The organism is Pseudomonas sp. PLMAX (genome assembly GCF_046042685.1).
GTDB lineage: Bacteria > Pseudomonadota > Gammaproteobacteria > Pseudomonadales > Pseudomonadaceae > Aquipseudomonas > Aquipseudomonas putida_AE.
Map to the genome: position 1 here is coordinate 2,902,144 of NZ_CP064949.1, position 15,366 is coordinate 2,917,509.

Below are 15,366 nucleotides of genomic sequence, written 5' to 3' on the forward strand. Positions count from 1 at the left end.
AGCCCATGCAACTGGCCGGTAAGCGGATCATCGTCACGGGAGGCGCCCGCGGTATTGGCGCGGCAGTGGTCAAGGCGTTTGTAGAGGAGGGTGCCCATGTCATCAGTCTCGACCTGGGCGCGGTCGCCTCGATAACGGGTGACGGTGGTGGTTGGGCGCACTCGCGAGTCTGCGACATCGCTGACAGCCATTCGGTGGACGCGGCCTTTGCCTGGGCCAGCGAACAGCTCAACGGATTGGACGTGCTGGTACACGCGGCGGGCATTGCGCCCAATGCCAGCGCCGAGAGCATCACGTTGGACGAGTGGGAAAGGGTTTTTGCGGTCAATACCCGTGGCACTTTCCTGACCAACCGAGCGGCCTATGAACGGCTCAAGGGCAGCGGTGGGCGGATCATCAATTTCGCCTCTGCCGCAGGCGTGCTCGGTCAGCCCGGCAAGGCCCATTACGCCGCGAGCAAGGGCGCCGTGCTGGCCTGGACGCGCACGGTAGCGCGGGAATGGGGCCCATTGGGCATTACCGTCAACGCGATCGCGCCGGCGATGTGGACGCCGATGTACGACGCCACCCGCGGGAGTATGAGTGCCGAGCAATTGCAGCAACACGATGCGTACATGGCCGGCCAAGTGCCAATCGGCGGAAAGCTGGGCGAACCGGCCCGGGACCTGGCCCCTGTGCTGGTGTTTCTTGCCGGCGATGGTTCGCGGTTTGTCACCGGTCAGACGCTGGTGATTGACGGCGGGATGATGATGCTCAGTTGAGTGGCAGGGGGTGTGCCTGGGCAACCCGGGCACAGGTGCCTAGCGACCGCGGATCAACTGCAAAAACTCCTGGCGGGTATTGTACGACTCGCGGAACGCGCCGAGCATTACCGAGGTGCTCATCACCGAGTTCTGCTTCTCCACACCGCGCATCATCATGCACATGTGTTTTGCCTCGATCACCACCGCCACCCCGGCGGCATCGGTCACTTGGGCAATGGCGTCGGCAATCTGGCGAGTCAGGTTTTCCTGGATCTGCAAACGGCGGGCGAACATATCGACAATCCGCGCGATTTTCGACAGCCCCAGCACTTTGCCCGTCGGTATATAGGCGACATGGGCCTTGCCAATGAACGGCAGCAAATGGTGTTCGCACAGGGAGTAGAGTTCGATGTCCCGGACGATGACCATCTCATCGTTGTCCGATTCGAACAATGCGCCATTGACGATCTGTTCGAGGCTTTGCTGGTAGCCATGGCAGAGGTACTGCATGGCTTTTGCCGCGCGCTTTGGCGTGTCCAGCAGACCTTCGCGCTCTGGATCTTCACCTACGCCGTGGAGGATCTCACGGTAATTTCTGGCCAGTTCTTCGTTCATGGTTTGACCTTGCTGAATTAACCAACATCCCGGGCTGTACAAGGTGTAGCCCGGGCAAGGCTTACAGTTGAGTGACGGCGATTTTGCCGTTGCCCTGGCTGGCGTCATGGAATTGTCCGCTCGATCCATTACGCCACTGCACCAGCAACTGCGCCTGACGCTGTTGCGCGTGGTCGAGGAACCGCTCCTTCACCGGACCATAGCCACGAACGCTTTCAGGCAGCTCTACCAATTCTTGGGCCAGGGCCTGTTTTTCGGCAGTCAAACCCGTCAGCACCAGGTCGAGGATGCGTTCGTAGTTGGCCAACCAGTTGCGTTCCACCTTGCGTTCATGGGTACGACCGAACGGATCAAGCCAGGTATTACGCAGGAACTTGAGCTTGGCCAGCAGCTTGAAGCCTTGCAGCATCCACGGACCGAAACTGCGTTTTTTCGGTTCGCGGCCGGAGCCGTTATCGTTCAGCAGCGGCGGGGCCAGGTGGAAGCGCAAGCGATAATCGCCTTCGAAGCCGGCCTGGATTTTTTCCAGGAATTGGCCATCGGTAAACAGGCGCGCCACTTCGTATTCATCCTTGATCGCCAGCACTTTGAAGTAGTAACGGGCAACACTCGCCGACAGCTTGCCGGGTTGTCCAAACAGTGCGGTTTCCGCCTTGATGAATTGCTCGACACGATGCCGATAGCGTTGGGCATAGGCGTAGTTCTGGTACGCAGTGAGAAACTCCATGCGCCGTGCCAGCGTTTCTTCCAGGCTTTGCGACAGTAAGCGGTCCGGGCTTTGCACCTTGCCGGCTTGCAGTTTGCGTAAAACCCGTGGCAAGTCATGGGCGCTGCACCGGCCCCAGTCAAAGGCCGAGAGGTTGAAGGGCACCGCCGTCCCATTCAGTTCGATGGCCTGTAGTAGCGCCGCTTTACCCACCGGCAACCAGCCTTTCTGGTAGGCATAGCCGAGCATGAAGGTGTTGGTGGCAATCGAATCACCCAACAACGCCGTGGCAATTTTGCTGGCGTCGATAAAGTCCGCCTGGTCGGAGCCCACTGCTTCGACAATTTGTGCCGACATGCTCTGGGTCTGGAACTTCGGGTCCGGGTGCTTGAGCAAATCACCACTTTCCGCTTGCTGGGCGAAGGTGCGCACAAAAGCGCTGGTAATGCTTTCCTCGCTGTTGACCACGGCATGGGTGACGCCGTGACGCAGCTTGGACAGGGTTTCGGTGTTGGCGCTGACCACCAGGTCGCAACCGAGCAGCAGGGCGGCTTCACCTTCGGCAATCCGGGGTGCGAACAGCTGTTCCTGGTGCGCGGCGATGCGGATGTGCGACCACACCGCGCCACCTTTTTGCGCCATGCCGGCCATGTCCAGATTGAGCGTGCCTTTACCTTCGATGAACGCCGCCATCCCCAGCAGTGCGCCGATGGTCACCACGCCCGTACCGCCCACGCCAGTGATCAGGATGCTGTAAGGCTCATCCAGCGCGACGGTCGCGGGCGTCGGCAGGTCCCACACGTCATCCTTCGCGGCCCCCAGGGCCTTGGGTTTGCGCAAGGTGCCACCTTCGACCGTGACAAAACTCGGGCAAAAACCGTTGAGGCACGTGAAGTCTTTGTTGCAAGAGGACTGGTCGATTTCCCGCTTGCGGCCGTACTCGGTGTCCACCGCCACCACCGACATGCAGTTGGACTTGCTGCTGCAATCGCCACAGCCTTCACACACCGCTTCGTTGATCACCACCCGACGTGCCGGGTCCGGGAACTTGCCGCGTTTACGCCGCCGGCGTTTTTCCGCGGCACAGGTCTGGTCGTAGATGATTGCCGACACGCCCTGGAACTGGCGCAGCTGGTCCTGCACTTCGTCCATCTTGTCGCGCCGCAGCACCGGCACGCCGTCTGCCAGATCACGGATGTGCTGGTATTTCTCGACATCGTCGCTGACGACCACAATCCGCTGCACACCTTCGGCCGCGAGTTGCCGGCTGATCTGCGCGACGCTTAGGCTGCCGTCCACGGGTTGTCCGCCGGTCATGGCGACGGCATCGTTGTAGAGAATCTTGTAGGTAATCTGCACCTTCGCCGCGATGGCAGCCCGAATCGCGAGGATACCCGAGTGGAAATAGGTGCCGTCGCCCAGGTTGGCGAAGACGTGTTGGGTCTTGGTGAAAGGCGCCTGGCCGATCCACGCCACGCCTTCGCCGCCCATCTGGCTGAAGGTCTGGGTCTGCGGATAGATCCAGGCCGCCATGTAGTGGCAGCCGATGCCGGCCAGCGCCCGGCTGCCCTGCGGGACCTTGGTCGAGGTGTTGTGCGGGCAGCCGGAGCAGTAGTGGGGTACGCGTTCCATCAGGTTGCTGAATTGGCCTTTGCTGGCCAATTGCGCGTCCAGCACCGCCAGGCGCACTTGCAGCGGGCCATTTTGATGCACATGCAAAATACGCTTGGCCAACGCGCGGGCAATCATCGCCGGCGTCAGGTCGTTGATGGCGGGCAGCAACCAACCGGTGTGCGGCAGGCTCCATTCACCCTTGTCGTCAAACTTGCCGACGATGCGCGGGCGTACGTCTTCGCGCCAGTTGTAGAGTTCTTCCTTGAGCTGGTACTCGATCATGTGGCGTTTTTCTTCGACCACCACGATTTCTTCCAGGCCCTCGGCAAACTGGCGCACGCCTTCGGCTTCCAGCGGCCAGACCATACCGACCTTGTACACGCGCAGGCCGATCTGCTGTGCGAGAGTTTCATCGATACCAAGGATTTTCAGCGCCTGGCACACGTCGAGGTACGACTTTCCGGAAGTGATGATGCCGATGCGCGCTTTTGGTGAGTCCATCACGATACGGTCGAGACGGTTGACCCGGGCGTAGGCGAGGGCGGCATACAGTTTGTGTTCCAGCAGGCGTTGTTCTTGCGCCAGGGGTGGGTCAGGCCAGCGGATATTCAAGCCGCCTTCGGGCAACGGGATATCAGGAATAATGGGTTGTACTCGGTGAATGTCGATGTCGACCACGGCCGCGCTTTCCACGGTATCGGCCACCGCCTTGAGCGCAACCCAGCAACCGGAGTAGCGCGACATGGCCCAGCCGTGCATGCCGTAGTCGAGGTATTCCTGTACGCCCGATGGCGCCAGTACCGGCATCATCACCGCTTTGAAAATGTGCTCGGTCTGATGCGGCAGCGAGGAGGAACGGGCGCCATGGTCATCACCGGCAATCGCCAGTACACCGCCGAACTGTGAGGTGCCAGCAGCGTTGGCGTGACGGAACACGTCGCCACAACGGTCGACGCCCGGCCCCTTGCCGTACCACATGCCGAACACGCCGTCGTAGGTCGCGCCTTCAAAGAGATTGACCTGCTGCGTACCCCAGATCGAGGTGGCGGCAAGATCTTCGTTCATGCCCGGATGGAACACCGTGTGGTGCTCCTTGAGATAGTCGCGGGCCTTCCACAGGGCCTGGTCGAAACCACCCAGCGGCGAGCCGCGGTAGCCGGAAATGAACCCGGCGGTATTCAAACCATTGGCCAGGTCGCGCTGGCGCTGCATTAGCGGCAGACGCACCAGCGCCTGAATCCCGGTGAGTAAAACTTTTCCGCTGTGCTGGATGTATTTGTCATCCAGGGACGGGGACGCACTCATGCTCATCCTCCAGGCTTTATTGTCATGGCGGCGCCACGAGAGCGGCGTTGCCTAGTTATTGGCCGAGTCTAGGGAGGGGGGGGTGGATCGTAAAATCACAAAAACAGCGGGGTGGTATTGGATATGTGAATACCGCAATGCGAGGTGTTTTTAACGGCTATGGGTATCGCTCACGCAGCGGCCAATAGCGTTGGAGCATTTGACCAATATCAAATGCATTTCAGCAATGCTCCCAATCGTTGTGCCTGAACCTCCCTGTCCCGTTTACTTCAGCCATACCGAATGCCCTAAGGCCAGCGCTCATCGGCACGGTTGAAAAGGCGCGATTGATACGGCCCGGCGCTTCGGCTGCCAATAACAAAAAGAATGGGAAGGGAGTGCTGATGATCGACGCAAAACCAAAGCCGTTAAGCCTGGCCATCTGGCTCAGTGTGATCGGGTGTGCCTTGTCCGTTGGCAACAGTCAGGCTGCCGAGTTCGATACCGGTAATCCGGACCTGACCGCGCGTTGGGACAACACCGTTCGCTACAACCTCGGCCTGCGGGCCGAAGGCCGCGACAATGCCTTGGCCAACAACGCCACCTACGACGAGTCCGATGCCAAGTTTCGAGACAAGGGCGATTTAGTGACCAACCGTGTCGACCTGATGAGCGAAGTAGAGGTGGCCTACAAGAAATACAACGGCTTTCGCATCAGTGGCGCTGCCTGGTACGACCAGGCGTACGAAGACACAGATGTCGAGACCAGCCCTGGCAATGTCTTCTACCCCGGCGCATTTCCAGGTACCAGTACGCCGAGCTATACCAACGGCCACTACTCCAGCTTTACCAAGCGCTACCACCGCGGACCCAGCGGCGAATTGCTGGACGCCTTCGCGTTTACCCGCTTCGACCTCGGCGACATTCCGGTCAGCGTGCGTGCCGGCCGGCACACCGTGTATTGGGGCAATGGCCTGCTGATTGCCGGGCATGCCATTTCCTACTCACAGGCTCCCTTGGATGGGCGCAAGGCGGTGAGCAATCCCGGCACCGAGACGCGCGAAATCTTCCTGCCATTGACGCAAATTTCCACCCAGGCACAGGTCACTGACCAGTTGTCGCTGGCGGCGCAATATTTCTTCGAATGGGACACTACGCGTGCGCCTGAGGGCGGCACTTATCTGGCCTCCGCCGACATCGCACTGGAAGGTCCGGACCGCTTTCCGTTGTTCAGTGGTTTCACCCGGCCATTGATCGATCCGCTCAAACCCAAGGACTCGGGCAACTGGGGCGTGATGGGTACCTACAGCTTCGACTATCTGCACTCCGAGGTCAGCCTGTACTACCGAGAGTTCGATGACTACAACCCGTGGGGCTTGCAAGTGGCGCCGACCTTCGCCCGTTATGTCTACGCCGAGAACGTCAAGCTCTATGGCCTGGGTTACTCCGCAGGGCCGGTACTGGGGGGCGGCTCCGTGGGGGTAGACCTGTCGTATCGCCAGAACACTTCCCTGATCTCCAGCAATATCAGCACCGCCGACAACCAGGGCGCCCGTGGCGACACGTGGCACATGGTGGTTAACAGCCTTTGGTTGCTGCCGCGTACCCAGTACTTCGACACCGGCAGCCTGATTACCGAAATGGCGTTCAGTCATGTGGAGCGGGTGAAAAAGCATGAGGAGTTGTTCAAGGGCGAAGGTTATGGCGGCTGCCCGTCTGGACAGGACAAGCACTTCGGCTGCGCCACCGACAACTATGTAGGTCTCGCCGTCAGCTTTGCACCGCAGTGGCTGGGAGTGTTCCCCGGCTGGAATATTTCCACCCCGATGAGCGTGGATTACGGCGTCAGCGGCGTTGCCGCCACTGGCGGCGGCAACGAAGGCAAATACACCTGGAAGGCCGGAGTCAAGGGTACCTACGACGAGCGCCTGGACGTGACTCTGTCTTATATCGGCTACGGCAGCGAACGCCATTACGCAGACGTCGCCGGCGTCGGCAAAACCGTTATCGGTGGCTCCGGTGACGTCGGCCTGACCGACCGCAACTGGGTCTCACTCACCGTCAGCACAGCGTTCTGAACCGCCCCTGAAATGCACTGCAGTGATAGTCGGACTCGGCGATCACCCATCTGAATGGAGATTGGTCATGAAGATTGATTTTTGTGCGATAGGCCTCGTGGCCATCGCTTTGGCAGGGTCGGCTGTGGCCGAGGAGAGCTTCACCCCAGCCGACCTGGGCGGCAAGCTCACGGCGTTCGGTTCGATTGTCGCCGGCAACGCGGCAGGCACCATTCCTGCGTACGACGGTGGTCTGAAAGTCCCTGCCGGCCTGGTCCCTGGCGATGGGACCTGGCCGAACCCGTTTGCCAATGAAAAGCCACGCTTGCGCATTACGGCAAGCAACGCGGATCAGTACGCTGACCAGTTGACGGCCGGGCAGATGAATCTGCTCAAAAAGTACCCGGACACCTATTACCTTGAGGTGTACCCCACTCACCGGACGGCGACCTTTCCGGCAAACTTCCTGGCAGCTACCCAGCGCAACGCCACCCGCAAGGACTGCAAGACCGAGAACGATGGTCTGTCGATCAGCGAAGCGTGCCGTGGCGGCCTGCCATTCCCGCTGCCGCGCGATGGTCGCGAGGTGATGTGGAACTACATCCTCAACTATCAGGGCGTCAATGGCTGGGACTGGAACCACAGTGCCTATGTGGTCAATGAGGGCCACATCACGCTGACCAACACCAACCGCTCCACCGGCGAAAAGCCTTTCTATCAAATTGATGTGCCAGGGCGTGATCCGAAGATCGCCCAGCGTATCTGGTCGCACGTCGTCGCGCCGGCCCGTACGGCCGGGCAGGCATCCGGGTATTGGGACTATCTCGATCCGGTCACCGACTCCCGTTACGCCTGGAGCTACAGCACCGGCCAGCGGCGCGTGCGCAAGGCCCCGGAGTTCAACTACGACACCCCCAACTCGGCGTTCGGCGGGGTGGCGTTCTATGACGAAATCTTCCTGTTCTCCGGAAAGATGGACCGCTTTGACTGGAAGCTGGTGGGCAAGAAGGAAATGTTGATTCCCTACAGCAACTACAAGTTGAAATGGGGGTGTGACATGGACACCAAGCTCATGCCCAAACACATCAACCCCGCTTGTGAGCGCTGGGAGTTGCACCGTGTCTGGGTAGTGGAAGCGACCCGCAAGGACGGCGTGCGCCACGCGCAGAAAAAACGCCGCTATTACATCGACGAAGACACCTTCGGGGCTGCTGTCTACGACGCGTGGGACGACAGCGGCGCGCTGTTCCGTACTGGCTCGCAGTACAACATCGAGGCCTACGGCATTCCCAACAATCCGCAACAGGACTCCTACTCGTTGTACGACTTCACCCGTGACCAGTACGGCATGTTCGGCAACGGCCCTACACGCTATCGCCAGGAGCCGGTCGCCGAACGTGAAGCCAATCCGCAGACCATCGCTGGTGGTCAAACCCGCTGACATCGTGCGCCTTTTCGGCGTTCGTCACGGACGCCGATTTTTTTCTTCGTACCCGAGACCCCTTTATGAGCGAGATCCTGAAACGTCTGGACGGCAAAGTCTGCGTGATCACTGGCGCGGGCAGCGGCATTGGCCGCGCTTCGGCACTGCGTTTTGCCAGGGAGGGCGCCACAGTGGTGGTCACCGATCTTTTCGCCGAATCGGCGCAGGCCGTGGCGGCTGAAATCGGCGCCAATGCCCTGGCATTGCAAGTGGATGTCGGCCAGGAAGACGCCCTGCGGGAGATGGTTGAACAGACCGTGCGGACCTTCGGCCGTATCGACGTACTGTTCAATAACGCGGTGTACCGCAACCCGGCCACCACCCGCGATATCGACTTCATCAACTTCAACACCGAGCTGTTCCACAACTGCATGCGAGTCAATGTGCTGGGTGGTGTCCTGGCGTGCAAATACGCCTTGCCGCACATGCTCGCCCAGGGCAGCGGTTCGATTCTGTTCACCTCGTCCACCAGCTCGATTGCCGGCGAAATCTCCCAGTTCAGCTACGGCGCCTCCAAGGCCGCGCTCAATTGGTACGTGCAAACCATTGCCGCCACCTTTGGTAAACGCGGCATTCGTTGCAACGGCATCTTGCCCGGGGTCATTCGCACGCCGGCCATGGAAAGCTGGGCCAACGAGGCCATGAAGAGCGCTTTTCTCGACCTGCAAAACGTTCCGCAACTGGGCGAGCCAGAAGACATCGCCGCCATGGCCGCGTTTCTTGCCAGCGACGACGCCGCCTACGTCAACGGTACTTTGATGCGCGTAGACGGCGGCATGAGCTGCGGCACGCCGATGGTCCCGGTGGTGCGCAACTTCCTGCTGCCCCAAGCCTCGATCTGATCCCGATCAATTCACTGCACTGGAGCCCGTTTCATGGCACTCGAACAGGAACGCTTCATCCTCGACATGCTGGCCGCCTGGGGCGATGGCAGCGACGGCAGCCGCCCGGATATCGAACGAATCATGGCCACTTTCGCCGCCGACGCGGTCTGGCAACTGTGGGTGCCCGGTGGTCCGGTGATCCGTGGTCGCGACGCGCTGCGCAAGGAGATTGAGCGGCAGATGAGTTATGTCACGCATAACCGCTGCAACACGCGCCACATCGTCTCTTCCGAGCGCGTGGTAATGACCGAACGCGACGATTACTGCGTAAACAACGGTGTGCCCATGCCGCACTCGATGGTGGCGGTCTATGAGCTGGACGAGCACGGCCTTATCTGTGCCTGGCGCGAATATCTGGACACCGCTGACCTGGCGAAGAAAAAGGGCGTGCCGCTGGAGCACGTGGGCGGGCCGAACGCTGGTGTTGCCAGCAGCCATTGATAGCGGCGCTGGTCATCAGCGCCTGGAGGAGACACCTATGCCAACAACAAGTGCGACCTGTGATCCGGTCGAAGAAAAACTGCGGGCCTTTGTCGAAGGACTACTGGGTGGGAAGGTCACGACCATACAGCGCCTGCTGCGCTGGCGCCCGGCCTGGAACCTTGAGCTGCAACGCGATGGCGAAACCCTTCAGTTGCATATTCGTGGCGAGCGCGGCGGGGATGTCAGTCCCTTCCCGGATTTGCGCCGGGAGGCGGACATTCTCTCCTTGCTCGGTCAGCAAGGCGTGCCCGTGCCGCATATCTACGGCTTTTGCGAAGAGCCGCAAGCCATCTTGATGCAACTGCTGCCAGGTAGCCGTGACGTCAGCACAGCGAAGAGCGATGCCGAACGCCATGGCGTTGCACGCCAGTGGGTCGATGCCATGGCGCGCATGCATCAACTGCCGTTGCAACCCTTTATCGATCAGGGAATCAGCCTGCCCAAAAGTGCCGAGGACATTACCCTGGCGGGTCTGGAAGCCTATTACCCGCTGTATGCGCGCAATAAAACCAGGCCTCAGCCTTTGGCCGAGTTCGCCCTCGGTTGGCTGCGGCGCAATGTGCCACAGCACCGAACCCGGCCGGCTTTCGTTCAGTACGACTCGGGGCAGTTTCTGTTCGAGAACGGACAGGTGCATGGCCTCTACGATTTTGAGTTCGCCATGATCGGTGATCCCCTGGCCGACCTCGCTTCGGCGCGCATGCGCGACAACTACGAACCGCTCGGGGACAGTTTTGCCGCCTTGTATCGCTACTATCAGCAAGTGACCGGCGAACCGGCGGAGCCTGATGTGGTGCGCTACCACACCGCGCTCTTCGCCACCGTCAGCACTCTGCAGTTCTCGGCGTCGGTGGCCACGCCACAACCGGGTGATCCGCATGATACCTACACCGAGTTTGATATCGCCCTGCGCCGGGTGGTGGTGCATGCGTTGGCCGAGGCCATGGGTGTTGCCCTGCAAAAACCCAATCTGGACATTGTCGGCACAGGCCCCAATGCACAGCTGCTGACCATGCTCACCGATGCCTTGGCGCAAGTTGAGGTTGCCAGCGATTTCCAGAAAACCAAACTGCGCGCAGTGGGCAAGCTGGTGGAATACCTGGGCCGTGGCGATGCCATGGAGTTGCACTTGCGCAAGCTGGAGCAACAGGACGTGCAAGCGCTGCTGGATCGCACCTTCAGTGACTACAGCGAGATCGATGCGGCGCTGGAAACCTTTGTCAAAAGCGCCGGGCCGGAATACGACGAACCCTTGCTGCACCTGTTCATGGCGCAAATCGAGCGGCGCGTGCTGGTCTATGGCAGCACCGCCATTGGCGCCTCCGCCAGCCACATCGACCTGCCGCCAGTCGCCTGACCCGGTGCAGCCTTCCTCGCCCGGTGGCTGGCCGCCGGGCCTTTGTTTTCGGAGTGTTTATGTCTATTGCTGATAACGCCTTCAAGCATCGGTATGGCCCCTGGGCGGTGATCGCCGGTGCCTCCCATGGCGTGGGCGCCGCATTTGCCCATGCACTCGCCGAGCGTGGCCTCAACTGTGTGCTGGTGGCGCGCCGTGGCGAGGCCCTGGCGCAGTTGAAAAATGATCTGGAGCAACGGTACGACGTTGAGGTGTTGGTGCTCATCCAGGACCTGTCCCATGCAGATGCCTGTGAGCAATTGCTGGCGGCAGTTGGCAGGCGGCAAGTCGGCCTGTTTATCTACAACGCGGGTGGCGACCCCTACATCACGCGTTTTCTCGATACATCGGCCGGTGACTGGGGCGCCTTGCTGCGCCTTAACTGCCTGACGGTGATGCAATGCAGCCATGCCTTCGGTGCCGCCATGCTGGAACGGGGGCGAGGGGGATTGTTGTTGGTAGGTTCCCAGGCCGCGTTGGGCGGGATTCGAAAGCTGGCGATGTACACCGCCACCAAAGGGTTTGCGCTGAACCTCGGCGAGTCGTTATGGGCTGAGTGGAAAGATCGTGGTGTGGATGTGCTCAACCTGCTCATCGGCACTGTGGACACCCCTACCATGCGCGACGCCATGGTCAAGCTGAACATTCCCGACGCCCTCACCATGTCATTGCCCAAGGCTGAAGACCTGGCGCTTCTGGCGCTTCAGGAACTGGGCAATGGCCCGACGCTAGTACACCCCGAAGACACCCTCGAACAGCTCGCCAATGCACCTGGCCCTGCACGCCGTGTACAGGTGCTGAGCCAGAGCGCGCAAGCGGCCGTGTTTATCGGCAACGACTGAGGACATACAGCATGAAAGGCTTTGATAACGCGGAATTCAAACGCGGTTGGAGGGTGCTGATCCTGGCCCTGGTGGGTGTCGCCACCAGTTCCAGTTCGTTGCTGCTGTACAGCTTCAGCTCCCTGGTGATTCCCCTGGAACAGGCCATGGGCTGGGGTAGGGCGGAGTTGCAGGCGGCGATCACCGCGCTGTCGCTGGGCACCATTGTCGCGTCGCAATTGGCCGGCTGGCTCAATTTGCGATTTGGCCTGCGCCTCATCACGTTGCTGTCACTCTTGGCGTTATCCCTGAGCGTCTTCCTCCTGAGCTGTATCGGTGGCTCGATCTGGACCCTCTACCTGGGTTTTTTCCTGGTGCCACTGGCCGGATTGGGTACGTTGCAGGTGACCTGGTCGCACCTGGTCAACCTGTGGTTCGAGGAAAACCGGGGCTTGGCGTTGGCGATCATCCTCAGTGGCTCGGGGCTCGCGGCCATCATGCTGCCGCCGATCACCGCCTGGGCGATCGGCCGCTGGAATTGGCAGGCGGGTTTTATCGCATTGGGCGTGTTGCCGGTGCTGCTGGCATTGCCTTTGGCATTGCGCTGGTTAATGCCGACCGCAGTTGTCAGCCACAGCACAGCACAACTTCCAGTCGCCAGCGAACGTTCCGGCGGGTTGCTGGTGCGCGAGGCGCTGGGTTCGTGGCGGTTCTGGGTGTGCAACCTGTCGATGACGTTGGTGGTGTCCTGCGTGGTGGGCATGGTCACCAATATCGTGCCATTGCTGCAGGATCGAGGCCTGAGTGCCCTGCAGGCCAGCCAGGTTTTCAGCAGCTTTGGCGTGTCGCTGATTCTCGGCCGGTTGCTGGTGGGTTACCTGATTGACCGGTTGTGGGCTCCCGGTGTCGCCTCCCTGGCGCTGCTGATGCCGGCATTTGCCTGTGGCATTTTTGCCTATGGCGACTCCAGCATTACCCTGTACATCCTCGCCACATTGCTGGTGGGTGTCGGTGCGGGGGCCGAGTTCGATATCGCGGCATTCCTGATCGCACGCTACTTCGGCATGCGCGACTACGGTCGCTTGTTCGGAGCCCATCTGGGCCTGATTACTGCCGGTGCCGCGATCTCTCCATTGCTGTTTGCGGGGCTGTTCAAACTGACCGGCGGTTACTCGGCCATGCTGTTGTTCAGTTTCATCTGCTTTGTCGTCGGCCCCTTGCTTCTCCTGACGCTGGGCGGGTATCCGCGTTATCAGGCCGAGTCATTGGCGAGCCGCTAGGGGAATTTCCAGCTAAACATATGGACAAATAATTGAATTGTGTTCAACTACTGCTCTAAGTGCAGCCTTAAAATAAAACAGACAAGGAGAATGCCATGCGTGCAGCAATTATTTCCGAGCGCAATGCGCTGCCGGTCGTCGACGAGTTTCGTGAGCCGAAGCCGCAAGACGGCGCGGTGCTGATCGATGTCGATACCGCAGGCCTGGGGGGCTGGGATGTACTCGGCGCCTACCGTCTCGGCGTGGAATACCCCTGTGTTATTCGCGGCGAAGGCGTAGGCCGTGCGCCGGATGGCCGTCGGGTATATTTCGGGGAACGCTCGGTGTTGCCCTTTGGTGCCTGGGCAGAGCGCACCCTGGTGCCGCAAGCTGAAGTGTGGAATGTGCCTGACGACGTCGACGATAAAACCGCAATCAGCATGGGCATTGCGGCTACCGGCGCCATCGTTCCACTGGAGAAAGCCGAGATCCAGAAGGGTGAAAAAGTCCTGATTCTGGGCGCGACCGGTACGCTCGGCCAGATCGCCTTGCAACTGGCGCGCGGGATGGGCGCGGGTAAGGTGGTCGGTGCTGCGCGCTCGGGCGAAGCGCTGGGCCGCCTGAAGTCGCGGGGTCTTGCCGATGAGGTGGTAACGCTGGGCGGTAGCGATGATGTCGCAGCGCTCAAGGACGCGGCCGATGGTGGCTTTGACGTGGTGCTGGACCTGGTGTGCGGTCAACCCATGTTGACGTCCCTGAAAGCCACCAACTGGGGCGCCCGTATCGTGACCATTGGCACGGGGGCCGGTCGCCAGCTCAATCTGGACATTGCCGATCTGTTGTTCCGCAACCTGTCGTGCATCGGCACCGGCCAGCGTCCGCCAGCAGACCGTGAGCAAATCTGGCTGCGCCTGCTGAAGATCGCCAAAGAGCAGCAGATCCAGGTGGATTACCTTGACTTCACCCTGGATCAGGCGGCGCAAGCCTGGGCTGCGCAGGTCAATGGGCCACACGCAAAAATCACTGCGACGATTCGTCGTTGAAACCCTTCGCTAAAAGGTGCCCTTGTTCGGGTGCCTTCTAGCGCTGGCGCTGATGGCGAAATTCTTCGGGAGTAACGCCGAGTTCTTTGCGGAAGGCGGCACTGAAGGCTGCGGCATTGTTGAAGCCGGCCTGATAGGCAACCTGCTTGATCAGTAACCGTGGGTCGGCCAACAGCGCCATGGCTTTTTGCAGGCGATGTTGCGCTGCGTATTGGCGCAAGGTCATGCCAGTGGTGTTTTTGCAGCGACTGGACAGCGTTCGCAACGGCAGCTCGCAAGCCTGCGCCAAGTGGCGCAGGGAGTGGCCTTCGTCGCTCGTGGTATCGAGCAGTTCACGCAGGATGTTGAATTGCCGAGGGCTGAGTTTTTCAGTGTCGGATGTGGCAACGGCGGCATCGACAGGAGCGTCGAGGAACTCGCGACGCAGGTCCAGGGCAATGCTGGTGAGCAGGCACTCGGTTTGCAGTTCGCTGGCGAAACCGGGATTGCTCACCTCTTCGGCCAGCCGTTGCAGTGACGCGTGCAGGTAACCGCTCTGTAGGTCAAGCATGGCTTCGCTGACGTTCTCCTTCCAGTTCCAGCGATAACTGCCCAGGGCGCCGAGGGTGGAGGGATCAAACAGGCACACCAGGGCCTTTTGCATGCAGGCATCGTGGCGTAGATGGAATTGGGTGCCATGGGGAATGAACAGCAGTTTGCCCAAGGGCTGGAATTGCTGCGCGCCGTGGCTGGGGAAACTGCCGCAGTTAGGCTTGCTCTGGGCAGTGGCAGGCAGCATCAGGCGTATCAGGCAACTGTTGCCGGTTTCAATCAGGGCCGTTCCGGAGCAGGACCATTGCGCCTGTTCAACGCGCAGATCGAAGCCTTGTTTGGCCAGTGAAGCTTCGGTCAGGAAATTACCTGACGCTTCACAGTCGTACTCGCTGTAGTGGATCGCGTTCATTTTTCAACCTTCAGCCATTTTTATTGTTGGTGCTG

12 protein-coding genes are annotated in these 15,366 nt (G+C 60.4%); 9 read left to right on the top strand and 3 right to left on the bottom strand.

Annotated elements, in window-relative coordinates:
- Window positions 1-5: 5 nt before the first annotated feature.
- Window positions 6-761 (top strand): SDR family NAD(P)-dependent oxidoreductase, encoded by a 756-nt coding sequence (locus DKB71_RS13495; protein WP_408600697.1) that lies wholly within the window; start codon window positions 6-8, stop codon window positions 759-761.
- Between the two features lie 39 nt (window positions 762-800).
- Here the strand turns inward: DKB71_RS13495 and folE are convergent, their stop codons facing one another.
- Complete coding sequence (folE, locus tag DKB71_RS13500) at window positions 801-1,358, bottom strand: GTP cyclohydrolase I FolE (protein ID WP_408600698.1); 558 nt, start codon at window positions 1,356-1,358, stop codon at window positions 801-803.
- Window positions 1,359-1,419: 61 nt separating this feature from the next.
- Window positions 1,420-4,983, bottom strand: coding sequence for an indolepyruvate ferredoxin oxidoreductase family protein (locus DKB71_RS13505; protein WP_408600699.1), 3,564 nt, complete (start codon window positions 4,981-4,983; stop codon window positions 1,420-1,422).
- Between the two features lie 383 nt (window positions 4,984-5,366).
- On the opposite strand from DKB71_RS13505, the gene DKB71_RS13510 reads away from it, so the two are divergent.
- From DKB71_RS13510 to DKB71_RS13545, 8 genes are all read left to right on the top strand, one after another.
- Window positions 5,367-7,040, top strand: a complete 1,674-nt coding sequence (locus tag DKB71_RS13510) for a DUF1302 domain-containing protein (protein WP_406590918.1) — start codon at window positions 5,367-5,369, stop codon at window positions 7,038-7,040.
- A 67-nt stretch (window positions 7,041-7,107) separates the two neighbouring features.
- Window positions 7,108-8,460 (top strand): DUF1329 domain-containing protein, encoded by a 1,353-nt coding sequence (locus DKB71_RS13515; protein ID WP_408600700.1) that lies wholly within the window; start codon window positions 7,108-7,110, stop codon window positions 8,458-8,460.
- A 65-nt stretch (window positions 8,461-8,525) separates the two neighbouring features.
- A complete protein-coding gene (locus tag DKB71_RS13520) occupies window positions 8,526-9,344 on the top strand; it encodes an SDR family NAD(P)-dependent oxidoreductase (RefSeq protein ID WP_406590920.1) in 819 nt (272 codons plus the stop codon).
- A gap of 33 nt (window positions 9,345-9,377) precedes the next feature.
- On the top strand, window positions 9,378-9,827 hold the full coding sequence (locus tag DKB71_RS13525) for a nuclear transport factor 2 family protein (RefSeq protein WP_406590921.1): 450 nt from the start codon (window positions 9,378-9,380) through the stop codon (window positions 9,825-9,827).
- 37 nt (window positions 9,828-9,864) lie between these two features.
- The gene (locus DKB71_RS13530) at window positions 9,865-11,226 is read left to right on the top strand and encodes a phosphotransferase family protein (RefSeq protein ID WP_406590922.1); all 1,362 of its coding nucleotides are present in this window, start codon (window positions 9,865-9,867) and stop codon (window positions 11,224-11,226) included.
- Window positions 11,227-11,285: 59 nt separating this feature from the next.
- Window positions 11,286-12,107, top strand: coding sequence for an SDR family NAD(P)-dependent oxidoreductase (locus tag DKB71_RS13535; RefSeq protein WP_408600701.1), 822 nt, complete (start codon window positions 11,286-11,288; stop codon window positions 12,105-12,107).
- A gap of 11 nt (window positions 12,108-12,118) precedes the next feature.
- Entirely contained in the window at window positions 12,119-13,366 is a 1,248-nt protein-coding gene (locus DKB71_RS13540; protein WP_408600702.1) for an MFS transporter, read from the top strand.
- 95 nt (window positions 13,367-13,461) lie between these two features.
- Window positions 13,462-14,388, top strand: a complete 927-nt coding sequence (locus DKB71_RS13545) for a zinc-binding alcohol dehydrogenase family protein (RefSeq protein ID WP_408600704.1) — start codon at window positions 13,462-13,464, stop codon at window positions 14,386-14,388.
- A gap of 37 nt (window positions 14,389-14,425) precedes the next feature.
- Here DKB71_RS13545 and DKB71_RS13550 read toward each other — a convergent pair whose 3' ends face one another.
- Window positions 14,426-15,331, bottom strand: a complete 906-nt coding sequence (locus DKB71_RS13550; protein ID WP_408600705.1) for a helix-turn-helix domain-containing protein — start codon at window positions 15,329-15,331, stop codon at window positions 14,426-14,428.
- Window positions 15,332-15,366 lie beyond the last annotated feature (35 nt).

Excerpts from the sequence above, each read along its gene's own strand:
- DKB71_RS13535 (WP_408600701.1), top strand. The coding sequence starts at position 11,286 with ATGTCTATTGCTGATAACGCCTTCAAGCATCGGTATGGCCCCTGGGCG.
- DKB71_RS13510 (WP_406590918.1), top strand. The coding sequence starts at position 5,367 with ATGATCGACGCAAAACCAAAGCCGTTAAGCCTGGCCATCTGGCTCAGT.
- DKB71_RS13550 (WP_408600705.1), bottom strand. The coding sequence starts at position 15,331 with ATGAACGCGATCCACTACAGCGAGTACGACTGTGAAGCGTCAGGTAAT.
- DKB71_RS13530 (WP_406590922.1), top strand. The coding sequence starts at position 9,865 with ATGCCAACAACAAGTGCGACCTGTGATCCGGTCGAAGAAAAACTGCGG.
- DKB71_RS13520 (WP_406590920.1), top strand. The coding sequence starts at position 8,526 with ATGAGCGAGATCCTGAAACGTCTGGACGGCAAAGTCTGCGTGATCACT.
- DKB71_RS13545 (WP_408600704.1), top strand. The coding sequence starts at position 13,462 with ATGCGTGCAGCAATTATTTCCGAGCGCAATGCGCTGCCGGTCGTCGAC.
- DKB71_RS13515 (WP_408600700.1), top strand. The coding sequence starts at position 7,108 with ATGAAGATTGATTTTTGTGCGATAGGCCTCGTGGCCATCGCTTTGGCA.
- folE (WP_408600698.1), bottom strand. The coding sequence starts at position 1,358 with ATGAACGAAGAACTGGCCAGAAATTACCGTGAGATCCTCCACGGCGTA.
- DKB71_RS13540 (WP_408600702.1), top strand. The coding sequence starts at position 12,119 with ATGAAAGGCTTTGATAACGCGGAATTCAAACGCGGTTGGAGGGTGCTG.
- DKB71_RS13525 (WP_406590921.1), top strand. The coding sequence starts at position 9,378 with ATGGCACTCGAACAGGAACGCTTCATCCTCGACATGCTGGCCGCCTGG.
- DKB71_RS13505 (WP_408600699.1), bottom strand. The coding sequence starts at position 4,983 with ATGAGTGCGTCCCCGTCCCTGGATGACAAATACATCCAGCACAGCGGA.
- DKB71_RS13495 (WP_408600697.1), top strand. The coding sequence starts at position 6 with ATGCAACTGGCCGGTAAGCGGATCATCGTCACGGGAGGCGCCCGCGGT.